This is a genomic window from Candidatus Thermoplasmatota archaeon, assembly GCA_038884455.1.
In the GTDB taxonomy this organism is placed as follows: Archaea; Thermoplasmatota; E2; order DHVEG-1; family DHVEG-1; genus JAWABU01.
Genome location: JAWABU010000001.1, coordinates 72,069 through 97,790 on the forward strand (window position 1 = coordinate 72,069; position 25,722 = coordinate 97,790).

The window sequence follows — 25,722 nt, forward strand, 5'->3', positions numbered from 1 at the left end:
TACTACTCTCCTCCTTTGACATCACCGAGGTAGAATGCTCGTTTTTTTCCAAGATCAGAATCAAAAATATACGTCCAGTCTTCATCAGAGTTTTTCCTTGCCTCATCAAGATTTTGCATGAAATTCTTCACTTGGGAATCCATCAGATCAGCATAATGCAACACACAAGCCTCAATGGTTTTCGGTAATCGCGGTGAACCCCATTCATATCGACCGTGATGCGCAAGGATGAGATGACTCAAATGATTTTCTAAATCTTCAGAAAAAACTTTTTTCTGACTTCTGAGCAGAGCTATTTTTTCTCGGATTAACCGATCACCTATGATGATATGACCGATGAAAATCCCCTGATCTGATTTATCAATCGCTGCACCATACTTATATTCCTTTATTTTTCCAACATCATGCAGAATCGCACCAGTAATCAATAAATCTTTGTTTATGCTGGGATACATATCAACAATATGTTTACATAACTGGAGAACGCCCACCACATGTTGGAGATTTCCTCCAACATAGTTATGATGGTTGGTAATCGCGGATGGGGCATGGATATATTCCTTAACAAAGACGGAATCATCAAAAAACATATGGAGTAAATTTTTTAACTGTTCATTCTTGATTTCTTTGATCTCTTTTTTGACGATCTCATATAACGATGCGATCTGATTTTCATCAAGAGAACGAATAAAATCACTAACATCGTATTCAGAAAGGGAACACCGGCGTATACCGCCCGTATTCTCATTAATTGATATCTGTGGTTTCTCTTCATATAGTTCAGTCATACCAGAACGAATTTGAACAACATCACCGACTGAAAAACTATCAAAAATCCGTTTCACACGCTCTTTATTATCTCCACCCCAGAATTTCACAGGTATTTCGCCGGTTTTATCAGACGCGATAAATTCAAAAAACACTCCTTTTTTATAGGATCTTGGTGGTTTCTTCAGTTTTACTGCAAAAAAATCGTTAATTGCGTCACCCTCTCGTAAATTTTCGATGAATTGTTCTTTTTTCCGTCGACCACTATCAACGTTAATAATGGTCTGTTCATCCTTTTTCTTATCATAATGGTAAATGTCGGTCATTCCTCTAATCTCCACAGATTCATAGCATTGTTGAAAAGAACAGTAGTTTAAACACTTTTCCTTTACCGCCAAGAACTAATAAAAAAAGAAAAGAAAATGGTTGTTGTTATTCAATGCTGACCTTGTACCCAGAACCGCCCTTTTTCTTATCTTTCTTCTCAAGAACAATATCAAGGACGCCGTTTTTATAGGTCGCTTTGGTTGATTTTGGTTTGACTTTACTGGGAAGATCAACGATTTTATGATATTTCCGCTGAGGTGCTCGAACATCGATCTCGACAGTATCTTCACTGACATTCAGATCAATATCATCTTTATCAACACCGGGTACTTCGACGGTGATAGCAATATCATCGTCACATTCTATAATGTCAGTTAAGGGTTCTTGTTCCGGTGACAGCATTGGCTTGCCACCGCCTGTTTTGACGGGGATATTACCAAATTCCTGGATTTTTGGTTTTCCATCAGGACCAATGTTGATACTAAACCCATGAATGAATCTCTTATTCGGATCGAAATTACTCTTAAACATATCTTCAATCATCTCTTTAAAATTGGTCGATTCAAATATCTTTTGTACTTCATCAAAGATACGTTCAAAGTCATCGTCATTCATGAAATCAAATGGATTTTTTCGTTTGCGATCATCATCTTCAAAAGGATCCATAGTTCTTGCCTCCTGTCTTGTTTTTTCGATATAATACTTATAAGAACTTCTATTTAAACCTTCCGATCGTTCTTTTGTAGCTTTTAAATATAAAGCTCTATAAAAACTTATGTATCACCATCTTAATACCAGGGAACTACTATGACCGAAACCGCACATGAAAAACAGATCAAGCAGCATAACATCCAATGGATACAACTCCATTTTACCGATTTGATCGGTCGACTGCGAGTATTACATATCCCGGTAGAACGCTTTCTAAAAGAAGTTATCCCTGATGGCATTGGTTTCGATGGATCCTCAGTTGGTATGGCAAAGGTTGAAAAGTCAGATATGTTGATCATACCTGATCTGTCAACATTTTTAGTTCTGCCTCATGAACAAGGAGAAGCACGAGTTATCGGAAACGTCTATGACACAACAAAACAACCTTTTTTTGGAGATCCTCGATTCATCCTCCAGAAAGCAAAAAACAACGTGATCCAGAGTGGATTTGATGAGATTAAATTTTCCCCTGAAATGGAATTCTATGTTTTTGATGAGCATAACGATGAACTGTATGAAACAAATGAAAAACAAGGATATTTTACCTCGTCTCCTTTTGATAATGTAAAAACCTTCAGAAAAACAGTATCAGAATATCTCCTCGCAAGCAACATCAACGTCAAATATCATCACCATGAATCAGGAAAACATCAACATGAAGTTGAAATAAAATCAATGGACGTTCTCGACGCAGCTGATTACTGCATCTACTTCAAATTTCTCACAAGAGACATTGCTCAAAAATTTAACCTTGTCGTTACCTTTATGCCGAAACCATTTTCAACTGATGCTGGAAGCGGTATGCATGCTCATGTTGCACTTTACAAAAACCAAAAAAATATGTTTTACGATGAATCAGATCCCTATCACCTCAGCCAAACCGCACGCTATTTCATCGGGGGAATCCTTGACCATTCTCGAGGAATGGCAGCAATTGCAAATCCAACATTAAATTCATACAAACGACTCATCCCAAATTTTGAAGCCCCAATTTATATTGCCTGGGCGCAACATAACCGAAGTAGTCTTATTCGCATTCCTGCTCGAAAAAACATTGATGTTGAGATTCGAAATGGTGACCCTGCAGCAAACCCATATCTCTTCTTTGCCACAATTCTTTATGCAGGTTTAGACGGTATAAAAAAGAAGATAACTTACGAACCCATTGAAAAAAACATCTACAAAATGAGTGAAGAATCACTCAAACTTGGTATTAAAAAATTACCAACAAATCTCCATGAGGCACTCGAAGAACTGCAGAGTGATTCAATCATTACGCAGGCACTTGGAAAAGATGCTGTTGAATTATTTGTTGAAACAAAAATCAAAGAATGGCAACAGTACATCGCTGAAATTACCGACCTTGAATACAAGTTATATTTCCACTGCTAACAAAGCAAGAAGAGTCACCAGTTTCGCTCAAAATAGATTAAATCCATTCTCTCCCAGTCATTAAAATCATTCACCGGCCGTGAGCCATCTGAGTAATCAACCATTTGATACATGTATCCATAGTTCATGCAGCTTTTATACGGACGCCATTTCCACCAGCCAAGCTGCCAGGGATACTTACTGTTTTCATCATGGCCACCAATTGGATAAAAACCAAGCGTATGTCCGGTTTCATGCATGTAGGCGCTTGCATAAACAATATCACGACGTAAGAGCGGTAACGCTGCTTTTTCCTCAAGAAACTTTGCAGAGATTTGAAAACGATTCGAACCAAACGCATTCCCACCCGCAACAACACAATTATACACAAGAACACCGTAGTGAAAAACACCGCGCCGCCAGTTATCCCCAGAACCATGCAGGAAATAGTTATAGTAGATCATATCAAGATCATCCCAGTTACTTGCTGCTTGATACGGAACCATTTCAGACCCAGTTTGATCCCACGACCCATCATCAAGATGATACACGATATTGTAGCGATTATATGCAGTATACAGCAGTTCTTTTGCCTCCGGGGGAAAAACAAGTCGTATTCCATCAGGTCCTGCCATCTCATCAAGTTCAACAAAGAGGTCTTTTCGAAATGGATCTGAACCCCATTGAAAGGTGAGATACTCTTCAATATTGTTTAAACTATCATGATCAGGATCCATTGTCTGATGATTTTCAGCAGTTCCAGGGTTATAACCCCAATAATGTTCCCAGGAAAAAAGAACAGCATCATGATCAATATCAGTAGCACGATCATCTATCTCAGGATTGGTTGAATATTCATAAACCTCCACCCAATACGGTGCACTATCACCATCAAAATCATTTTGAAAAATGGTAAACCAGAGTTCAGCATCTCGTCGTCCTCCGTAAATATGCCCATCATCGCAGCCATTCAAACGACCGTATCCACTTGGATCTCCATACCTATCATCACCAGTCCAACGACCGGTCTTGATACTATAGCTAAGGGTCACATCATCGGTTTGATTGCCGATATCGCAAAGTACATCCCCATCGTCATTCCAATCCCACAACTGAATTTTAACAGTTACAAATTCTTGATCATCAGGAACATTAAGCGTTGCTGAAAAATCAGGTTCGTAGATATATGTAGTATCTCTCCAGATAGTACTCACAAATTCAACATCATTAATGATAATCTTTACACAGAAATCAGGATCACTGGTTCGGTCAACATACGATCGCTGGAATACCTGGAAATCTTGTTTATCCAACGCACGGATTTTTTGGATTTGAACAGTTACTTCAACATCAACTAAAGGATCATAATCCTCAGAAAAACATGGTTGGACAATCTGTTTTGAGGAGACACTCAGCACCCCAGGGAAAAAACAAACCACAATACTAACCCAGAGATAGAACTGATGTTTCATTGTTGATAAACCCCCTACAACATAGTATTTATCATGAAATTGTTTATATTGTTTTTGATACCTCATATATCTTCTGAGAAAAGATACTCGTGAAGCTGACATGTAATGAACCTCTACATCGTAAGAAAATATCTTGAATAAACAAATTCATATATGGAATCAATCTTACAACATTGACATGAGATTTGAGAAAACAAAAATTACCATTGACCGAGAATTATCTGATCTTGACCGATTTGCCATCCGATTTACAGAAATTCTTTATCGCCACACGCCGTACGTTATTGTCAGCGGGTATGTTGCAATTCTTTTTGGACGAGCTCGAGGAAGCGAAGATGTCGATATTATCATCCCAAAACTCAACGATCAGAAATGTCACTTGTTATTAACTGAGTTACTCCAGCAGAGCTATTATTGTTTGAACGCTGATTCTGAAAAAGACATCGTTGAATCTCTCTCTGAAAATCTTCCCGTACGATTTGCTCAAAAGGATACCATCATCCCAAACATTGAATTGAAATATGCGAGAACACTCTTTGATGAGATTGCCGTTGAAAAAAGAATACCTGTGTATATCGATACAAAATGCTTGTTCATCTCTCCGCTGGAATTACAAATTGCATTTAAGGAAGCAGTTTTACAATCACCTAAGGATTTAGAAGATGCACGACATATGAAAAAGGTTGCCGAAGGTCATATAGACAATCGATTGATCCATAAATTTAAGGAGATGCTCTATGACTTTTATCAAACAAAACCAAAATGATCGATTTAAGTTTATCGACCTCTGGGCAGATTTTGTCAAAAATCATAGCGATAAAGAATGGTCACAGCAACAAAATCGCATCATTAATTCCTGTCTCCGCTCTGCATCAATGACCAAAGAGCAATTTTTGTACATGAAAAAAGAAACGTACAAGCAGTACTAATTTTATGGACCCTGCAGGTGGGAACAAACCAACAGGAGAAAGTCCACTCGAACTTTTAAGGTTTTTACGTAGTTTAGTTGTAGCAAAATTTTTTCACTAAAACTTATCCTCTTTTTCTAACAAGAGTAAATAGAACACATGTTATTAAATCAGCATACCCGACATTCCGAAATCTGTTTATTTGTTTCTGTGGTATGTCGAAATTGTCAATTCTTTATCTAGTTATATAACCATCTAAAACCACTCCAATCCGGCCCAGCACCACTGATCTCCTGCAAAGCAATCGGCTCATAATTTACCTCAACTCCGTTCTCAACATTCATCGTCAAAAGAACCTGTTCTGAACTACCCCACCAGTTCTCTCTGGCATCAATCGGTTCGTCATACACAATAACAGTATCCTCTCGTCCAGGCTCAGAATACAGTCCTCTGACAACGAGATTATTATCAACATTATCATGAATATTATTGTAATTGATAATCGGATTGCCTCCTTGTAACTCTATCCCTACGTTGTTCCCAACGATCGTATTGAAGGATATTTTTGGCTTCGTCGCTGTAGTGATACCGATACCTGAACATCCATGTTTAGGTCGTTCTTTCTCGATCGTAGAATCGTACCCGGAAGACAAGAAATTATGCTCTACGGTTCCGTTCCCACCATGTAGATCCAAAGCGCCGTTCTCTCCTTTTGAAAGATACTCATATAGCTCAGAATCATTTGTATTTCTTTGGATAAAAATATTGTTAGAGATCAACGGCTCAGAATAGAACGATTGTACGGCCATATGACCAAAATTGTACATGTAATTGTACGTTATGTTGGGCGACACTGACTCACCTTTTATACCAGCCTCAGGCCAAGAACCGAACATAACACCCTGGCTCAACATATCCCTTATCAGACAATGAGATATCGTAACATCAGATGATTCTATAGCCATGCCAATACCATACTCTACAACAGCGTATTCAAGAACACCTTTTTTGAACACTATCTTCTCCCAGTCGGCAAGCCATGGATCATCAGAAGTAGAGGTGATAATAATTGGTTCATCCTCAGTACCTCTGGCGATCAGCTCATCACGTACCTGGATGAAGATGTGATGAAAAGAATAATTCTCACCGAGGAATTCATGGGGATTCATTGGGTCAACTGTAGACACCCAGCCATTGTTCTGATCATCAGAATGAGCATCAATGAAGACAATGGTACCTGGTTGGATTGTCAAACGACCTATGTGCATATCACCAGTTACCCGAACGACACCTGACCATGAATCAAACTCCATGTTCCCTGTTTTATCCATAGCTTCATGTAACTTATCCAAAATGCTTGCTCTCGTCCATCCAGCTGGATAGAAACCCTCTGACAAGCCAGCTATCTCAGCCGGAAGCAGATCCCTGTAACTAAATAATTCAGAAACGCTACTAGAATCGTTATCTGAAAGATCGTTATTTTCGACGCAGCCATCTAAAAAGAGAATAAAAACAAAGACAGAAACAAACAAGATTTGTATTTTCATATCTTCCTCACACATACTAGAGAACAACTAATCGTTAATAAAATGATGACATGTATGTACGGACCTGGCGGGATTCGAACCCGCGATCTGCAGCTTAGGAGACTGCCGCCCAATCCAGGCTAGGCTACAGGCCCATAAAGACCAGCAAGAACATCAATGACTTACTTTTAAAAGTATGCAAAACATGTTCTCCATTTTCTAGTAGAGATTTTTAACCGTTTTTTTGAATGTAACCTGAGAACATGTGATACCAAACAGAAACACAAAGATAGGACTGCCCGAAATTGAGTATACCTGCTGAAAAATAAGTAGCTGGGCATACACCTACGAAATATCGACTTTTTCGATAAAACTAGGTTTGGTCAAATGAATAATGAATTGAGAAATGAGCAGAATTTGAAGTACCGGGCGCAGAACCGTATTTTTGTAATTCGTAGAGACGAACCGTTTCAAAAGAAATATTTTTCTGTTTCAGAAGAGTTGACATTCCAGGGATATGCCCATCACCAATACATGCAACAATTGATGAATACTTTTCTAAAAGCGTAGTCAAACGTTGGGCGATGTGTTCATTTCGTTCGTCGATGAGTACTCGTTTAATCGTTGGAAATTTTTTTCCAATCTCTGTTAGATAGTGATCTAGGTTTTCTTGAATGTGTTGTATTTCTTGTTCAACATGCTTTTTACTGACGAAAAGGCTGCCAAATCCTGAAAATAACAATTTTATTTTTTCTCGAAACGGCATCGTCTTCCACATGTTAATGAATATTTCATGTGCATTAACATCAAGAAATTCTAAGGGTATCTGATGATTTGAAGCATAGGTGATTGCTACAAGCATCTCATCACCAGCGTTAACCCCGTATTCCTGTGCCATGTCTTCTTGAAAACGGGCGAGTAGTTGATAGATCAGAGGCATGTTTTTTCGTGATTCCTGGTAGAGATGAGGGTTGTTTTTCCGGTTGATGAGCGCTTGATATCGGTATGGATCAAGTTCAACACCGATAACCTCTGGTTTTTTTTCGTCAAAAATCGTCTGTAATGCATGGGATAGATCAAATATATGTCCTGTTCCGATAAGAGTTATCATGAAGATCGTCGTCCTGGTTTTTTTGGTCAGGTAATTTATTTGGTATACTTAATGGATGCGTTTGTATCCCTCACGCCAGATATTCGACAATTGACGATTAAAATATCGACAATTTTAAATACTTTGAATCATACTTATACTAATCATGTGTAATGTAATTGACGACTACCGAGAAGAGGATTTATCCGAATCTTGGAAAAAAATAGAACGAAGAATGAGACTCTTCTAACGCTCCTTCTTCCCCTTCTTCCTTCTTTTTTTATTTAGAATGTAACTCATTAATACCGATAGTGTTCAGGCTTATACGGGCCATCAACAGATACACCAATATATGCTGCCTGTTCCGGAGTAAGTCGAGTAAGTCTTACCCCAAGTTTTTCAAGATGCAACCGAGCAACTTCCTCATCAAGAATCTTCGGCAATCGGTAGACGCCAACTTGATACTTGTTCTTCCACAACTCTAACTGCGCAAGAACCTGATTGGTAAACGAATTACTCATCACAAAACTCGGATGACCATGCGCGCATCCGAGATTTACAAGTCTTCCTTCCGCAAGAATAAAAATCTCATGCCCATCTGGAAAAACATACTTATCAACCTGAGGTTTAATATTGATTTTTTTTATTCCTGGATACTTATTGAGCTCGTTTACCTGAATCTCATGGTCAAAATGACCAATATTACAGACGATTGCTTGATCCTTCATTTTTTCCATATGCTCAACCCGGATAACATCTACATTACCAGTTGCTGTCACATAGATATTCCCCTCACCAAGCGTATCCTCAACGGTTTTCACTTCATATCCTTCCATTACTGCTTGCAAGGCACAAATAGGATCAACCTCAGTCACAATTACCCGGGCACCAAAACCACGCATCGACTGACAACATCCTTTCCCAACATCGCCGTACCCACAAACAACCACGGTTTTACCAGCAACCATCACATCAGTCGCTCGTTTGATACCATCAGCAAGGCTCTCACGACAGCCATATAAATTATCAAACTTAGATTTCGTCACCGAATCATTCACATTAAACGCAGGAAACATCAACGTTTTCTGCTCCATCATCTGATACAACCGATGTACTCCTGTTGTCGTCTCCTCAGAAACACCTCGAATATCCTGAACAAGATGAGACCAATACCTCGGATTCTCCTGATACGTTTGTCGCAAACATGCCATCAGCTCTCGAAAATCTGCACCCTCGTTACTATAATCTCTGTCGAGTAATTTCGGATTCTTTTCAATCTCAACACCCTTATGAACCATGAGTGTTGCATCTCCACCATCATCAACAATCAGCTGTGGCCCTTTTCCGTTGCCAAAATCAAACGCTTTTTTTGTACACCACCAATACTCCTGCAACGTTTCTCCTTTCCACGCAAATACCGGAATACCTGCCTTTGCAATTGCAGCAGCTGCATGATCCTGTGTTGAAAAAATATTACAGCTTGCCCAACGAACCGAAGCCCCAAGTGCAACCAATGTTTCAATGAGTACTGCTGTTTGCACCGTCATATGTAAACTCCCGGTGATCCGTGCCCCTTTCAATGGTTTTTTTGGACCGTATTTCTCCCGAACCGCCATCAACCCAGGCATTTCCTTTTCAGCAATACTAATCTCTTTACGTCCCCACTCAGCAAGTGAAATATCCTTTACCTTATACTCATGTTTTGTTTCAACAGCCATCATCATCTCAACCCTTTTTTTTCTTTATTTTAAAATCAACTTCGCATCAACAACACAAATGTGATCTTCATAAACAAAAACTGGATTTAAATCCATCTGATCAATACGATCCATGAGTTCTTGACCAAATTTCGACACTTTTAAAACGAGATCAATCACTAGGTTTTTATTAGCTTTCATATTTCGAAACCCTTCAAACAGCTTTTTTCCTTTCAACTCTTCAATCATTTGCTCAGCATCATACCGATCAATCTCAACCACCCGAAATGATACATCCTTATACAACTCCGTAAAAATACCACCGATGCCACACATAATCGTCAATCCAAAAGTAGGATCCTGAACTAAACCAACGATGACCTCAACTCCTTTTTCAACCATCTCATCGACAAGGAGATGTTCCTTAGGGAATCGTTTTCGAAACTCGCGGAATGCCTTCAGGAGTTCCTCTTGATTTTGAATATTCAGTTTGACACCACCAACGTCGGTTTTATGTAAAATCTTCGATGAACATACCTTTAATGCAACAGGAAATGACAAGTGCACCGCTTCGAGATCTTGTTCAGTATCAACAACAACATAGTTTGTTGTTGGGATACCATACGCTTTCAAAATATCCTTAACCTCATTTTCAGCAAGAGCACCGCTTCGATTCAGGAGTTTTTTTATTGATTCTTTCATAATTTATTCCTTCTTCCTATTGTCGATAACACGTTTTGCTTTTAAACCTGTTTCTGGTATTGTATTCGGCGGTAACACCTCAACCTGAGGGGAGAATACAATCACTGATTGAATATCGTTTTTTAATTTTTGAGCAAGCAGATCAGCATCAGCTGTGCTCAGTTGCTGTTTTGTTTCAACCTCAACAGTGAGCATATCAACCTCGTGTTCAGTTGATAATACCATCCGCCAGTTTCCACCAACCAACGGATGTTTCATCAATACAGATTCAATCTGACCTGGATATATATTCGTACCACGGATAATCACCATATCATCAGAACGACCTTTAATCATCGAATGCTTCACATGAGTCCGACCACAATCACAAACACCACTGTCAAATATCTTTGCAATATCTCTTGTTCGATACCGAAGCAACGGCATACCCTCCTTCGTTAACGTAGTTAGAACTATTTCACCTTCTTCTTCAGCTTCAACTGGTTCTAAAGTCACCGGATCAACAATTTCAATAAAAAAATGATCCTGCCAGAGATGCAAACCATCATGGACATCACAATCAGCAGAAACACCAGGACCACACATCTCAGTTAAACCATAGATATCATGGACATCCATATCCCACAGTTCCGTAATTCGTTTTTTCAAACCAGCAGTGAACATCTCGGCTCCAAACAAACCATTCCGAACCTTGAGTTTCTTCGGATCGACACCCATCCCCAAAGCAACCTGGCCAAGACGCAACATATATGACGCAACACCTGACAGAAACGTCGTCCCATAGTACTCCATCAGTTTAATCTGTCGCTCAGACTGGCCCTGCCCAGATGGAATCACCAACGCACCAACTTTTTGAGCGCCGTAGTGAAAACCAAACGCACCAGTAAACGTTCCATACGGAATCGGATTTTGAAAAATATCATGTTTGGTCAAACCAGCCATGGAAAGACATCGCGCCATCATCTCAGACCAGATATCGATATCATGAGGTGTATAGCACACGGTCACCGGTATCCCTGTTGTTCCTGAAGATGCATGCAACTCAATACATTGTTCAAGCGGAACCGCCAGCAGTCCAAACGGAGCTGTTTTCCGTAAATCATCCTTGGTGGTAAACGGAAGTTTTTTGATATCCTCAAGGGTCTTAATATCCTCAGGTTTCAACCGAACTTCTTTCAATTTTTGCCGATAAAACGGGACATGCGAATACACATGATCCACGGTTTTTTTCAGTAACTCAAGCTGCAGTGCTTCAAGTTTTTTCCGAGGCATCATCTCCATTTTTTTGTTAAATATCGAAACCATAGAAGTCATAGAGCCTGAAAGAAAACCTATTTTATTAATCTTAGGAAAATATTCTAAAAGAAACGTTGAAATCGCATGATAGTGTCAACGTAAGACCGTCTCAACACAAACTATCAGTAGAGAAGACGTGCGATTAAATCCTTAAGTTGACAAACTCAATCGCATAACAAAAAGTTTTAAATAACAATTTCCCTTCCATAGCCCCTACCAAGATAAAAAAGACAGGTGTTCCTACATATGGTAAAAAGCATGTACGATTATGTTGGTGATATCTGGAAAAAACCAGATACGTCCTATCAATCACCTCAGAAAAACCGATTCATCCAATGGCGGCAAGAAGAAAACTTCCTACGAGTTGACCGACCGCTCCGTATTGATCGCGCACGATCTCTTGGCTATAAAGCAAAACAAGGGTTTGTCATTGTCAGAGCGCGTGTCAGACACGGAGGTCTACATCGACATAAAATAAAAGGTGGTCGAAAACCATCAGCTCGAGGAACAAAAAAACTCACCATGGCAAAGAATACTCAGCGGATTGCTGAAGAACGAACTGCAAAACGCTTCCCGAATATGGAGGTACTCAACTCCTATTGGGTTGGTAAAGACGGTAGTTATCACTATTATGAAGTAATTCTTGTTGATCCAGCACATCCATCAATTATCAATGATCCAAATATCAATTGGATCTCAGCGATTCCAAACCGAAGGCGGGTACTCCGCGGGAAAACCAGTGCTGGTCAAAAAGGTCGAGGACTTCGGCATAAAGGAAAAGGTGCTGAAAAGATCAGACCAAGTATCCGCGCCCATCACAACAAAGGAAAGTAAACCTATTACCACTTTTTTACTTCTTTTTATCTTATCGTACGACCATAACTGGTTTATGAGCATACTGGACAACCTTATTGGCAATACTTCCAAGGAGGTAGGTCCCCAGTTCACTTGTCCCTTTACTGCCAAGAACTATCAGATCACAGTGGAGCATATTTGCTACATCAATGATCTTGCCAGCAATATCTCCTTCGACAACCATGCCGGTGACGGTAAAATCATGTTCTCCAATATCTTTGATCACCGCATCAATCAACGCCTGTGCCTTTTTCCGCAGGAATTCAGTTGTTTTTGGATCAACAAAATTAGTATCAGAAGGTGTGGGAACCACGGCAAGTAAAACGATCTCACCATCCTCACTGATTAGCATCATAGCTTTGTTTAACGCGTTTTCAGATCCTTCAGAGCCATCAAATCCAACAAGGATACGTTTCATAGTTTACGTTTTCCTCCAGTGCGGACCGCTACTGGTATCTTGAATCTCATATCCGAGTTCTAACAGCTGAGATCTGATGAAATCAGCTTTTTTCCAATCTTTTTCTTTTCTAGCTTTTTCTCGTATCTCAAGCAACATGGTCAATATTTCCTCAACGGTTAATGAATTTTCCGCTGATTGAAAGGCCGTTAAAAGAGTGTAGAGTTTTTTATGAAGAGCCTGATCATGTGCTGATTTTTTTCCCTGTGGTTGAAACAAAGTTAAAATGGACCCCAGTTTTTGAATCGTATCATATGCCTCAGTGCAGAGTCCCGGCGATGGATGTGATACTGCCTCAAAAAAACGATTTGTACGATTCACAAATTCAAAAAGCTCAGCAGTTGCTTTTGCTGTGTTAAAATCATCATCCATCGCATGTTCAAAGTTATTTCTGAACTGTACAATCGCATCGTGAAACTGCTGCTCTTCAGATGGCCGCAGTTTGCTGACATGACCGCGGGGTCCTTGTTGTACATATTGTTTCAGTTTTTCGATCGTTCTATAAATACGTTCTAAACCTTTTTTTGCATCATCGAGTGCTTTCTCGGTAAAATCAGGAGGGCTTCGGTAATGGTTCTGAGCAAAAAAGAATCGAATCACCTCTGCATCCCACTGTGTAAGTAACTTTCGGATATTGACAATATTACCAAGAGATTTCGACATCTTTTCTCCCTGAACCGTGAGCAGACCAACATGCATCCAATACCGAGCAAAAAGCTTCCCTGTTGCTGCTTCTGCCTGAGCAATTTCATTTTCATGATGGGGAAAACGAAGATCCATACCACCACCATGAATGTCAAACGGAAGTCCAAGATATTTGCTACTCATTGCTGAACATTCAATATGCCAACCAGGTCGACCTTTCCCCCACGGTGAATCCCATGCAGGTTCACCAGGTTTTGCCTTTTTCCATAACGCAAAATCAAGCGGGGCACGCTTATGTTCACCTGGCTCGATACGAGCACCAGCTTTCATCTCTTGGATCTGCTGACCTGAAAGCTTTCCATACTCTGGAAAACGATCGACAGAAAAATACACATCTCCATGTGACTCATACGCATATCCTTTATCGATCAGCGTACAAATCATCTGAATCATATCAGGGATTGTCTCTGATGCTTTTGGATATATATCAGCTCGTCGAATCCCAAGTTGGTCAAGATCCTTCAAACAACGATCCGCATACCGCTTGGAATATTCTAAAGGATCAATGCCTTCTCGTTGTGCAGCAGCGATGATCTTATCATCAACATCAGTGATATTTTGCACGTAGATTACCTTGTATTTTTTATATTCAAGATACCGTCGTATAATATCAAACGCAAGATATGTCCGTGCATGTCCAATATGAGCATCACTATACACCGTCATCCCACAGACATACATGCTAACTTTATCAGGATGAACCGGTGTAAATACTTCTTTTTTCCGAGACAATGAGTTATAGATTTTCAATGGCATACCAACATGGTTCCTAACTTTTTCTAGGCTTTATTTTTTATTCGTAAACATTCATCAGTTACTTAAACTTGTTTTCCAAATTATTTATATATACTTGCAGGATACCACAACACGGAGGCTTATGACAAAAACAACATTTAGTATTATTAAAGCAGATGTCGGTGGATGGCCAGGACATGCATATGTTCATGCAGACCTAAAAGAAATTGCATCTATGCAACTCAGAGATGCACAAGTATCTGGACTTATCAAAGATTTTCATGTCACGAACTGCGGTGATGATCTTGAACTCATTATGACGCATACCCATGGTGTCGATGCAAAAGAAATCCACAACCTTGCCTGGAACACATTTTGTGCTGCAACCGAAAAAGCCGCAGATCTTGGTTTGTATGGAGCTGGACAAGATCTTCTCTGCGACGCATTTTCAGGAAACATTAAAGGTATGGGGCCTGGTGTTGCCGAACTTGAATTCACAGAACGAAAATCAGAACCCATCATCGCGTTTATGATGGACAAAACAGAACCAGGAGCATTCAACCTGCCAATCTTCAAAATGTTCGCTGATCCATTTAACACTGCTGGCCTTGTCATTGATCCATCGATTCACGATGGATTCATTTTCGAAGTTTGGGATATCTTAGAACACAACAACGTTTTTATCAAAACCCCTGAAGAAATCTACGATCTTCTTGCGTTGATCGGAGCGAAATCACGGTTTGTCATCAAACGAGTATTTCCGAAGAAAACATCAAAACTTCCTGATGACGAAGCAGTTGCTGTGATCTCAACAGAAAAACTCTACCAAATCGCAGGTGAATACGTCGGAAAAGATGATCCGGTTGCTGTCGTCCGTGGCCAATCAGGATTACCTGCAGTTGGAGAAATCCTTGAACCTTTTACGCATCCTCATCTCGTGTCTGGTTGGATGCGTGGTTCCCATAACGGGCCACTCATGCCGGTTGCTCAAAAAGAAGCAAAATGTACACGGTTCGACGGTCCACCCCGAGTGATTGCGCTTGGTTTTCAGGTGAAAAACGGAAAACTAACTGAACCCGCAGATATGTTTGACGATCCAGCTTTTGACAAAGTCCGCATCGAAGCACAACACATTGCTGATTACATGCGACGACATGGACCTTTTGAACCACATCGACTCCCCATGGCAGATATGGAATATACAACTCTTCCGAAAGTTATGAAAAAACTTGCGCCACGGTTCAAAAAAATCCAATAATCCCTCATTTTTTTCTTTCGGTCAAGTTAACCTTTAATTTTATATAGAGGTATTTGATTAGGTGTTTCCTTATAAAAAACAACGGGAGTCATAAAGCATGGCACGAATACATGCACGACGAAAAGGAAAAGCCGGTTCAACACGACCAAAACGAGCAAAACATCCTGAGTGGAGTTCATTAAATCCTCGAGAAATCGAACCTCGCGTTGTTGAACTTGCAAAAACCGGGAAATCAACCAGTGAAATCGGCATGATTCTCAGAGATCAATACGCCGTTCCTGACGTTCAAGCAGCAACAGGGAAAAGGATTGGAAAGATCCTTGAAAGCAAAAACATCAAACCCGAAGTTCCTGAAGATCTTCGAAATCTAATCCATACAGCACTAACCCTTCAGAAACATATCCTCATGCATAAAAACGATTTAAAAAATAAACGAAACCTTCAACTTACTGAATCAAAAATCCGCAGGTTGACTAAATACTATCACAATCAAGGGCGATTACCGAAAGATTGGAAATATTCAATCGAACAGGCAAAACTCATGTTTGAATAACCCTGAAAAATAACCATTAGCTTTTTAGAGTGGTTATGCTTCTTTCTTTTCTATTTCTATGACTGATACACTCAAAAAACTCTGCAGGAGAGCAGCAGAACAGATTCATGCACTGCCAAAAAATACCAAAGTCCGTGTTATTTCTCATTATGATGCTGATGGTGTCTCCGCAGCAGGAATCCTTTGTCAGATGTTGTACCGTGAAGAACTACATTTTCATGCTACGCTCATGCGGAATCCCTTCACCAAGGGATTCGAACGATTAACCAAAGAAAAAAATAAATTGATTATCTTTGCAGATATGGGGAGCGGACAGCTTGACAGTATCCAAAAACTCAACACCCCTGCAATCATCCTTGATCATCATCAGCCAATAACCGATGATACTCCTGATGAGATTCTTCAAATCAATGCAAACCTCTGCGGCATCAATGGAAACTATGAAGCATCAGGGGCAACATTAAGTTATGGTCTTGCATCAACGGTCAATCACAACAATACTGATCTTGCCGCATTAGCGTTAACAGGAGCAATTGGTGACAAACAATACATAGGTGGAATCAGAGGATACAATGCAACTATTCTTTCTGAGGCGCTCCACCATAACGTCATCCAGGAATATACTGGAATTAAACTCAGTGGTCAAACCATTTTGGAATCACTGGTTGACTCAATTGATCCATATTATCCAACCATTTCTGGCAACCAGAAAAACTGTGAACACCTCCTCGAAAAACTTGGCGTCAAACCAACCACACCAGTTGAAGAACTCTCTGAAGAAAACATGATCAAAATACATTCATTTTTGCTCTTGTTGTTAATCAAAAACGGATGCCATCCTTCGATCATCGACACCGTTATCAGGAAACGGTATCGTGCATCTGTCCTCGGTTTTGAACTGGAACGATTTGCAGATCTCCTTGATGCCTGTGGGAAAAATGACCAACGCGGTCTCGCACTTGCTTTGTGTCTTGGAGATAAAAAACTACTCGCTGAAGCAATTGTAGTTGAAAAAGACTATAAAACAAAAATCGTAGCAGGTCTTCAAACAATTGAAAACGGAAAGTTCATGGAAAAACAATCAATACGATATTTTTATAGCGAGAGTTCTTCTCTCGGAGGAGTTATAGCAGGTATCGCGACCAATTATCTTTTTGATACAAAAAAACCTTTATTTGCACTTACCCGAAAAGACGATGAACTCCACATTTCCTGCAGAGGAAACCAGCAGCTTGTCGCACAAGGTCTTGACCTCGGAGGAGCACTCAATCAAATCGCCAGAAAACTCCATGGCTTTGGCGGTGGTCATAAGATTGCTGCAGGGGCAACCATTGCACTCAGCCAAGAACAAGAGTTCCTAGATCAAATTGATACCATCATAACAGCACAGTTGGAGAAAAAAACATGAATATCACCTGCAAACTGCACATCACCTTTCAATCAAAAAAACAAGCTGAAAAAATTCTTGCTTCAATCAAAGTCGATGATTATCATTTTGTCACATCGCGTCAACACGACAACACCATCCACGCAACGATTACGAGTACCTCACTAACCTCACTGATTCATACCCTTGACGATTATCTTGCTTGCATCTCAGTTGCAGAAAAAATTGTTGACAAACATTAAGAACACTGAAGAGATACCCATCTCGTATGATCTTTAACCTTAAAGTACAATACCACCTTAGCACTGATGCTACAGCATTTACCAAAGAATTACAAGATTTTTTCACGAACATACACTCAACTCTTTTAAAAAAAGATGCAGAAAAAACCGCAGACATCATCGATCGTCATTTTGAGAAACATATTGTTTCACTTACCATACAATCAAAAAGTAACCTCCGACCTCACAACGTTCTCCTGCAGATAAAAAATGAGTTTATCAAACAATTTGGCAAACATCATCATGTCGGCATCAGAGAAATACTCATCCCTCAATATACGATTGAATTTGACCTTGACAAAAAACCACTTCACCCGATAACTATACCGTTTGCAGAGGTTACCATCCATGATACAAAAGCAACTCTGGTCCTGACGAATGTTTCTGATGAGTTTCTCCAAAAAAACTATATTGATCGTATGATCAACCGAGTGAAAGAAAAAGTCAACAATCAATACTACGAGGGAAAAGCAGAATTTTGGAAACTAATTTGGAAATCGCCAGAAAAAAAACACCACATGCAAGCTGACCCAACAGAGGAGATGTTGAAAAAAGGTTGGCTGAAACAAGGACCAACTAAAGGAAAATGGTTTTATTACCCACAAGCAGCCGCAATTCTCAAAACCATGGAACGTATTGCTCTTGAAGAAATTCTCAAACCTTTAGGATTCCAAGAAGTAATTGAATCCCATATCAAACCCTTTGACATCTGGTTGAAAACAGGACATATGGAAGGGATGCCTGCAGAGTTTTACTACGTCTCAGAACCAATAACACGAGATGTCAAACAATGGGAACAGTTCATTGATCTTGTTAAAATCACGAAAGAAGTACCAATAGATGAGTTGAAAAAGAATCTCAGCCCCCCGTCCGCTGGTCTTTGTTATGCTCAATGTCCCATGATCTACTGGTCACTTAAAGGAAAAACTATTGCAGAACAATCACTACCTGTACTGATCTATGACAAAACAGCGATATCTTGCCGTTATGAATCAGGAGGTAGACATGGAATTGAACGGGTAGATGAATTTCATCGAATAGAACCAGTATATATCGGAACACGAGAACAGCTCATACACCTCAGAGAAAAACTCATCGAGCGATACACACATGTGTTCAACAATATTTTCGACCTTGAATGGAGAATGGCGTGGGTGACACCATGGTATCTTCAACAAGCAGGAAAAAAAGATGCACAATCAGAACAGGAAACTGGAACCATTGATTTTGAAGCATACATGCCCTACCGAGGGAGCAGAGAAGATTCAGAATGGCTTGAATTTCAAAATCTAAGTATCCTTGGAGACAAATACATCCAAGCATTCAATATCAAAACCCAACGGCAAGAACTCTGGAGCGGTTGTTCAGGAATCGGACTGGAACGATGGATGGTTGCTTTTCTCGCACAACATGGACTTAACCCAGACTCCTGGCCTACCGGGTTTCAAAAATATCTTAACAAACTACCTCAAGGGATTATTTTTCTTTAAAGAAACACCAGATATGATACTGTACGACGTTTTTCCCTGCGTAAAAAACCTTTAAAAAGGAATGCGACATCCTAACCCGTATGGCAAAGAAACGAAAAGAAGCATCTGAAGAAGAAGAACTTGATTTTACCATACCTGAATTCGACGAAGAAAAATTCCTGAAACGTGAGCGGCAAAATATCAAAACCATGCTCATTGCATTTGGTTTTGGTATTCTCATCAGTCTCATATCATTTGGTCTCTGGGCACTCATGAGTGAGAGTAATTTCAGATGGATGCTCGTCCTTATGTTCGGTGTGGTCTGTGGCGTCTGGATACGATACCTGTTCCTACGGCTCAACATTGATCTCACCGATTTTGGAAGACGTGGTTGGTTCAGTAGCCTTGCAACCTACTTTGTCACTTGGCTTATTGTCTTAGTTGTACTCGTCAACCCACCGTTCTACGATGGAGAAAAACCCTCTGTTGACGTCGCAGTACTTCCTGGGATGCAAGAACTTGGTGGAACTGTAAAAATCGTTGCCCATATCATCGATAATGTTGGCGTCCACACCGATGGTATCGATTTTACCGTTACCTATCCAAATGGAACAATGATACACCCTGCATTTAGTTATACGAACAACATCTTTGAATACGTCTATGAAAATCCAGAAAATATCCTAGGGCAATACACCTTTTCATTAACGGTTACCGACGTTAACGGCCATATCAACGATACCTATGTCAATAAAACCTTTGAATATAGCAATAATGCACTTCAGATTATCAGCTCAAGTACTACCCTTATCAGTGGAGATCTCATTCTCATTAAAGCAGATAAAAAAATTAACCCTGATAACAACTTCAGAGTATATTATACGGTAAACGACGGTGCTCAGATCAACACCAACCGCCGTGACCCTAAAGACAAAGAAGAATATGAAACCAGTCCAAAATACAAAGGATGGCACCAAGAAAGTAATCACACCATCAAGATTTACGCAGAAGTAACCCATTATTTCACCAATCAACATACCAAATACAGTAACATCGTCAAAGATACGACAACCTATCTATATACAACAAAAACCGATCCAAACATTGGAACTACAGAACCATTGAAAACCTACAACTGCACCCTTCCACTGCTCATGAAAAACCAAGAGGAAAACACGATCAATTATGCACTTCCCTGCCCCCATACTGTTGTTGCAACACCAGGTTTTGAACTGCTGGCAAGCCTTCTTGCGATAGTATTTGTGCTCCTTATCTACAAACGGCGAAAAAAAGAACGGTAACATATGCAGGAACTGAATCAGTTTTGTACAAATTTTCGGAAAGATTTTTATCCAACGCAACAAGATCCAAATAAACCTGTGAGTTTCTGGACTGAAAAAGAACTCTTGCATCGAGAAATCGTCGATGCATTTGTCATAATACTTCGAACTCAGGGCTGCAGCTGGGGGGTTCACTCAGGATGTACGATGTGCGGGTATCATGCGGATAGTATGCTTACAACAGTTACCGATAAACAACTCCTAGCACAAATAGATCATGCACTTACAAACTATACCAATCAACCAGTTGTAAAAATATTCACCTCGGGAAGTTTTTTTGATACCCGGGAAATCAGCATGCATATTCAAAAAAAAATTTTCGAAAAACTCAGAGAGAAACCTGTTCAAAAAATATCAGTTGAATCACGACCTGAGTATATCACTGATCACACCCTTTCCCATGCAAAAGACAACCTTCAACAGACATCTTTAGAAATTGGAATCGGACTTGAAACAGCCCATGATCTCATACGAGAATACACCATCAACAAAGGATTCACATTTTCAGCATATCTTCATGCGACAGAACTTATGAAAAAATACAATGTTCAAACAAAAACATACCTGCTCATCAAACCACCATTTGTCACAGAATGGGAAGCACTCAATGATACCCTCCAAAGCATACAGAAGATTGCAGAAACCACTGATACCATCTCACTTAATCCAACCAACATCCAACGATTTACCGTTGTTGAATTTCTCTGGAGACGTAAACACTATCGTCCACCATGGCTGTGGAGTATCATTTCGATACTACACCAAGGAAAAAAACTATTTCCAGGTATACTCAAATGTGATATAACTGGTGGTGGAACACCGCGAGGAGCACATAACTGCGGAACATGTGATCACAGAATTCTTACTGCAATCTCTGCGTTTTCACTCAACCAAAATACCGATATATTCAACGACCTATCGTGCGACTGTCAAACGCTCTGGCAAGATCAACTTGACGTAGAAGCATTCAGTTTCCAATCATATCCTGATTTTTCAGAGGAAACTCCCTATGCATACCGTTGTTAAAAGAAACGACGTCGTCGTTTTAATCGATCAAAACCATCACAAATACCTTGTTGATACAGCTGCAAAAACCGATAAAATCAAAGGAGTTGGCGTGCTTGATCCTCAAAGTCTCATCGGTCGAGAATACGGCACGATACAAACCATTGGAACAAAACAATTCTGGATACTTCAGCCATCACTCCAAGATAAACTCCACAGTTTAAAACGAAAGGCCCAAATTATCCTCCCACGAGACGCTGCTCAGATCCTGATGTACTGCGCAATCGAATCAGGACAAACCGTACTTGAAGCAGGAATCGGATCAGGATCATTAACTATTGCACTCGCAACAGCAGTCGCACCATCCGGGAAAGTAATCTCCTACGATACTAGAGAAGATTTTATTGAACACGCATACGGCAACCTCCGCAGAGCACACCTCGACCAATATGTCTTTGCAAAATGTAAAGATGTTACAACAGGTATCGATGAAAAAGATCTAGATGCCATCATTCTTGATATCCCAAACCCCTGGGAAGCAGTTGATCATGCTTGGAGGGCACTTAAAGTCGGTGGTTACTTCTGTTCATATTCACCTCTCATATCACAAGTCGAACACACCGTAAAAGCCTTACAAAAACATCCATTTATCGAGCAGAAAACCTACGAAAATATCCAACGAGAAATGATCGTTTCACCACAGGGTACTCGACCAAGTTTTGACATGCTTGGACATACAGGATACCTCACATTTGCAAGAAAAGTACTCAGCAATTGAAGTATCTGAGATGTTGTTATGTTGAACGAAGAATCTTTTTTGTATCAATTTTTTTCTGTTCAATGAAGGCAACACCAGACCCGATGATGCTTGGAAGTAACCATACAATTGCGAACCAAAACAAAGAAAGACCAAGAACTTCATCTCGCGAAATCTGGTACATACCAAACAATGCAACCAATGTTGCCTCCCGAGTACCTAAACCATAAATCGAAATTGGAAGCGATGCAACAACATCAGCAACAGCAATCATAAGAATGCCATACAGCAAGGGGAGATGCAGAGAAAACAAACCAGCGATACTATACAACAAATAGAACCGTATCAACCAACCAAAACCTGAGACGAAAAAAATCGGAACAACCTGCCGAATGCTTGGAAGATCATCGTAGAATGAATCGAGAGGATCATCTAAATGATGCTGGAGTGTTGTAAAAATCTGAGATCTGATGATTTTTGAAAACAAAATTTTTGATTTTTTCTGCGTTAAAAAAAAGACAAACAACGCTATGATAACAACAAATAGTATCAAAATCGGAATGAAAAGATACGGAAAATCATTGCTCAGCAGAACTGCTCCAATCGCACCAAAAAATAACAAGGTGATATAATCAATGGTGTTAAATGTAATAATATTTGCAACGCATTTCGGTAACGGCTGCTGACTTTCAGCACTCAGGTGTAGAGAACGGATATAAGCACCCAAGCCACCGGGCGTGATAAACCCGTAAAAATAACCGAGAAAAATATTTTTCAATGAGGCCCAGAAACGAATTGGTATCTTCTGCTGACGCAGCAACATCTGCCATTGAATATTCGAAAGAAGAAGGATCGGAATTATCGAAAAACATGCAAGCAACGTATAGATAAACGATACCCGCATGAACATTGAGCCCATCACATGAATATCAATTGTTGACAACAAATAGAGAAGAATGCAAAAACCAATGATGGGAAGAAGCTTTTTGACAGATATCATGATCGTGAACACAAATAGACTACTAGTTTATGTATCTTCTTTCAGCAAAGGCCACGGAAACTTGCTGTTTTTAAAAAAGTCATACTGCAGAGAATTCCAATCATTAAAATCATTTCTCCCTCGTGACCCATCAGAATAATCAAGGAGCGTATACTTATAATAGTAATTCATGCAGCTTTTGTAATTTCTGTATTTCAACCATTCAACTGAAAACGGTTGCAACGTGAGAATATTGTCAATTCCATCAAAAGTATCAGCAAGGAGATTCATCGTATGACCTAAATGATGTATCATTCCACCAATAATGATTCGTTCTTTTGGAACTTGTGGTAGTTGTTCCGCAAGTTGCTGTGCCGATATCAAGAAAGCATCGAGGTGATTCCAACCGACAAACGGGAAATTAACATCTGGTCCTCTATCGCAAATCAACCCGTAGTGGAAAATCTGTTTACGCGGGTTGTTCATATCATTGTGGAGAAAATAATCCCAATACAAATCAACCAGTTCAACAAAAGAAAAAGTAGTATTCAATGGTATTTCTTCGCCGCCACCGAGGAGTCCGACGTCGACGTGAAGGGTGATATTGCGGGCAGAAAACATCGCAACCGCTGCTGCAATCATATCATCAGATGGTTTATTTGAAGATATTGGATTCGATGATTTCATATAATCGATTTCAACAAAGATATCTTTCCGAAATGGATTTGCGTCCATGTAACATTCTTCAACATTTGTCAACGCATCGCCATCGGTATCAAGATGTAGATGATCATCCCAAACCAAAGGATCGTATCCATACCGTTGTTCCCACTGATCAGAGGCACCATCAGCATCAGAATCAGCATCAGAACTAGTAATTGTTGGAACAAGAGGATCACGAACAGGTTTCAACAGATATGACGGCGTATCAGTCCAACTAGCACCATATCCACTCTGTTTCCGTAGATGCCAGGGAAACGCATGCATTCTTGAGGGAAAATAGTACACTGCATTCCCTTTTCCACCAGGAGAAATAGATGGACCAAGCAAAGACCCCCAATAGTTCGTTGAAATGATTCCTTGCGAGTTTTTGCTATAGAATCCATAGAGTCCATTTCTAATGATTGTATTGTGGATCACCTGAAAAGAACACTGATCAACCACATAGATTCCGAAGCGATAGTTATCAGTGATCATACAATAATGAATATTAATTTTGATTGAATTTTGATGAATCCATATCCCAAAATGGGTATTCAAAGATAAACGACAAAACGAGATATCAACATTCTGTGAAGATTCAATACTTACGCCAGCCCCGTTATGACAGATGATTGAATCATTGATGGTAATTAATCTGCTCTGTTCAATGAATATTCCTCCGTGATTAACGCTATTGTCAGAAATATTACAGTGATCAATTGAAATCATCTGAGCATTATGGATATACAACGCCCGGCCGTTGGTATGAAGGTACGAATGAGATAGCGTAATCTTTGAAGTATCCTGAATGGTAATGCCGATAGCGTTATGTGCAAACGTACACCCTGAAAGAGTAGACTCTGTTGATGTGATAAATTTGATACCAAAACCGGTAGTATGAAACGTACAATTATCGATAGTTACTACGGATGCATTGACAACTAAAACTCCAACTCGAGCTCGGTACACAGAACAATTTTTCAGCGTTGTAAAGGAAGCTACCTGCAGTCCTGCATCATCAAAATATCCTCCTGAGCATCTCAAGGTTATCTGCTCAAGGATAACCCCGGAAACTAAGATGGTACAAACTGTTCCTATGTTCATTCCATCGATTATTGTTGTTGTGCTGTCTTCACCGGAAATATGTAGTTTTTTATCAATAACAAGATGCTCATAGTACACCCCTGCAGCTACAAGAATCCTATCGCCATCAGATGCAGAACGAACAGCATCGTTGATATGACAGTACGGATGTTCAAAACTCCCTAGCCATGGACCCATGACATTGTCATCATCAACATAGATTGTAGCTGAAACATTTGGTAAAGAATATCCTTGTCCATTCCAGAACAAAAGAAGAAGAATACAGAA

At 39.8% G+C, this 25,722-nt stretch carries 24 protein-coding genes and 1 tRNA gene; 12 read left to right on the forward strand and 13 right to left on the reverse strand.

All coding sequences use genetic code 11. The features are described from left to right. Nucleotides 1-2: 2 nt before the first annotated feature. The gene (locus tag QXL17_00345) at nucleotides 3-1,094 is read right to left on the reverse strand and encodes an HD domain-containing protein (protein ID MEM4257590.1); all 1,092 of its coding nucleotides are present in this window, start codon (nucleotides 1,092-1,094) and stop codon (nucleotides 3-5) included. Between the two features lie 106 nt (nucleotides 1,095-1,200). Continuing rightward, complete coding sequence (gene hsp20, locus QXL17_00350) at nucleotides 1,201-1,761, reverse strand: archaeal heat shock protein Hsp20 (protein MEM4257591.1); 561 nt, start codon at nucleotides 1,759-1,761, stop codon at nucleotides 1,201-1,203. 141 nt (nucleotides 1,762-1,902) lie between these two features. On the opposite strand from hsp20, the gene glnA reads away from it, so the two are divergent. Then, nucleotides 1,903-3,198: a type I glutamate--ammonia ligase gene (gene glnA, locus QXL17_00355; protein ID MEM4257592.1), complete on the forward strand. Its 1,296-nt coding sequence runs from the start codon at nucleotides 1,903-1,905 to the stop codon at nucleotides 3,196-3,198. A gap of 14 nt (nucleotides 3,199-3,212) precedes the next feature. Here glnA and QXL17_00360 read toward each other — a convergent pair whose 3' ends face one another. After that, nucleotides 3,213-4,649: a hypothetical protein gene (locus QXL17_00360; protein ID MEM4257593.1), complete on the reverse strand. Its 1,437-nt coding sequence runs from the start codon at nucleotides 4,647-4,649 to the stop codon at nucleotides 3,213-3,215. Nucleotides 4,650-4,827: 178 nt separating this feature from the next. Here QXL17_00360 and QXL17_00365 point away from each other — a divergent pair, with 178 nt between their 5' ends. Continuing rightward, nucleotides 4,828-5,415 (forward strand): hypothetical protein, encoded by a 588-nt coding sequence (locus QXL17_00365; protein ID MEM4257594.1) that lies wholly within the window; start codon nucleotides 4,828-4,830, stop codon nucleotides 5,413-5,415. Beyond that, nucleotides 5,387-5,578, forward strand: coding sequence for a hypothetical protein (locus QXL17_00370; GenBank protein MEM4257595.1), 192 nt, complete (start codon nucleotides 5,387-5,389; stop codon nucleotides 5,576-5,578). The genes QXL17_00365 and QXL17_00370 overlap by 29 nt, the downstream gene beginning before the upstream one ends. Before the next feature lie 218 nt (nucleotides 5,579-5,796). Here QXL17_00370 and QXL17_00375 read toward each other — a convergent pair whose 3' ends face one another. The 6 genes from QXL17_00375 to QXL17_00400 all read right to left on the reverse strand — a co-directional run bounded on the left by QXL17_00375 (nucleotide 5,797) and on the right by QXL17_00400 (nucleotide 11,886). Beyond that, entirely contained in the window at nucleotides 5,797-7,104 is a 1,308-nt protein-coding gene (locus tag QXL17_00375) for a right-handed parallel beta-helix repeat-containing protein (GenBank protein MEM4257596.1), read from the reverse strand. A gap of 59 nt (nucleotides 7,105-7,163) precedes the next feature. Continuing rightward, a tRNA-Arg gene (locus QXL17_00380) sits at nucleotides 7,164-7,238 on the reverse strand. Between the two features lie 218 nt (nucleotides 7,239-7,456). Then, a complete protein-coding gene (locus QXL17_00385) occupies nucleotides 7,457-8,233 on the reverse strand; it encodes a TraB/GumN family protein (protein MEM4257597.1) in 777 nt (258 codons plus the stop codon). 239 nt (nucleotides 8,234-8,472) lie between these two features. Further along, a complete protein-coding gene (ahcY, locus tag QXL17_00390) occupies nucleotides 8,473-9,891 on the reverse strand; it encodes an adenosylhomocysteinase (GenBank protein MEM4257598.1) in 1,419 nt (472 codons plus the stop codon). A 24-nt stretch (nucleotides 9,892-9,915) separates the two neighbouring features. Beyond that, nucleotides 9,916-10,572, reverse strand: a complete 657-nt coding sequence (locus tag QXL17_00395) for an acetate--CoA ligase family protein (protein MEM4257599.1) — start codon at nucleotides 10,570-10,572, stop codon at nucleotides 9,916-9,918. Between the two features lie 3 nt (nucleotides 10,573-10,575). Continuing rightward, a complete protein-coding gene (locus QXL17_00400) occupies nucleotides 10,576-11,886 on the reverse strand; it encodes a phenylacetate--CoA ligase (protein ID MEM4257600.1) in 1,311 nt (436 codons plus the stop codon). A gap of 228 nt (nucleotides 11,887-12,114) precedes the next feature. On the opposite strand from QXL17_00400, the gene QXL17_00405 reads away from it, so the two are divergent. Further along, nucleotides 12,115-12,702, forward strand: a complete 588-nt coding sequence (locus QXL17_00405) for a 50S ribosomal protein L15e (protein ID MEM4257601.1) — start codon at nucleotides 12,115-12,117, stop codon at nucleotides 12,700-12,702. 31 nt (nucleotides 12,703-12,733) lie between these two features. Here QXL17_00405 and QXL17_00410 read toward each other — a convergent pair whose 3' ends face one another. Together QXL17_00410 and cysS are read right to left on the reverse strand one after the other, a co-directional pair. Beyond that, on the reverse strand, nucleotides 12,734-13,141 hold the full coding sequence (locus QXL17_00410) for a universal stress protein (GenBank protein MEM4257602.1): 408 nt from the start codon (nucleotides 13,139-13,141) through the stop codon (nucleotides 12,734-12,736). A 3-nt stretch (nucleotides 13,142-13,144) separates the two neighbouring features. Then, on the reverse strand, nucleotides 13,145-14,641 hold the full coding sequence (gene cysS / locus QXL17_00415) for a cysteine--tRNA ligase (GenBank protein ID MEM4257603.1): 1,497 nt from the start codon (nucleotides 14,639-14,641) through the stop codon (nucleotides 13,145-13,147). 121 nt (nucleotides 14,642-14,762) lie between these two features. Here cysS and fbp point away from each other — a divergent pair, with 121 nt between their 5' ends. From fbp to QXL17_00455, 8 genes are all read left to right on the forward strand, one after another. Continuing rightward, entirely contained in the window at nucleotides 14,763-15,878 is a 1,116-nt protein-coding gene (gene fbp, locus QXL17_00420) for a fructose-1,6-bisphosphate aldolase/phosphatase (protein MEM4257604.1), read from the forward strand. Nucleotides 15,879-15,975: 97 nt separating this feature from the next. Continuing rightward, entirely contained in the window at nucleotides 15,976-16,431 is a 456-nt protein-coding gene (locus QXL17_00425; protein ID MEM4257605.1) for a 30S ribosomal protein S15, read from the forward strand. Nucleotides 16,432-16,489: 58 nt separating this feature from the next. Then, nucleotides 16,490-17,839: a DHH family phosphoesterase gene (locus QXL17_00430; protein ID MEM4257606.1), complete on the forward strand. Its 1,350-nt coding sequence runs from the start codon at nucleotides 16,490-16,492 to the stop codon at nucleotides 17,837-17,839. Then, a complete protein-coding gene (locus tag QXL17_00435) occupies nucleotides 17,836-18,060 on the forward strand; it encodes a KEOPS complex subunit Pcc1 (GenBank protein ID MEM4257607.1) in 225 nt (74 codons plus the stop codon). Before QXL17_00430 ends, QXL17_00435 begins: the two co-directional genes overlap by 4 nt. 26 nt (nucleotides 18,061-18,086) lie before the next feature. Further along, nucleotides 18,087-19,589 (forward strand): serine--tRNA ligase, encoded by a 1,503-nt coding sequence (locus tag QXL17_00440; protein MEM4257608.1) that lies wholly within the window; start codon nucleotides 18,087-18,089, stop codon nucleotides 19,587-19,589. A gap of 80 nt (nucleotides 19,590-19,669) precedes the next feature. Continuing rightward, nucleotides 19,670-20,869, forward strand: coding sequence for a hypothetical protein (locus tag QXL17_00445; protein MEM4257609.1), 1,200 nt, complete (start codon nucleotides 19,670-19,672; stop codon nucleotides 20,867-20,869). Between the two features lie 3 nt (nucleotides 20,870-20,872). Next, entirely contained in the window at nucleotides 20,873-21,934 is a 1,062-nt protein-coding gene (locus QXL17_00450; GenBank protein MEM4257610.1) for an archaeosine biosynthesis radical SAM protein RaSEA, read from the forward strand. Continuing rightward, nucleotides 21,918-22,691, forward strand: coding sequence for a tRNA (adenine-N1)-methyltransferase (locus QXL17_00455; GenBank protein ID MEM4257611.1), 774 nt, complete (start codon nucleotides 21,918-21,920; stop codon nucleotides 22,689-22,691). The genes QXL17_00450 and QXL17_00455 overlap by 17 nt, the downstream gene beginning before the upstream one ends. 16 nt (nucleotides 22,692-22,707) lie before the next feature. Here QXL17_00455 and QXL17_00460 read toward each other — a convergent pair whose 3' ends face one another. Then, nucleotides 22,708-23,670, reverse strand: a complete 963-nt coding sequence (locus QXL17_00460; protein ID MEM4257612.1) for a lysylphosphatidylglycerol synthase transmembrane domain-containing protein — start codon at nucleotides 23,668-23,670, stop codon at nucleotides 22,708-22,710. Between the two features lie 27 nt (nucleotides 23,671-23,697). Further along, entirely contained in the window at nucleotides 23,698-25,632 is a 1,935-nt protein-coding gene (locus QXL17_00465) for a right-handed parallel beta-helix repeat-containing protein (GenBank protein ID MEM4257613.1), read from the reverse strand. Nucleotides 25,633-25,722: the final 90 nt, after the last annotated feature.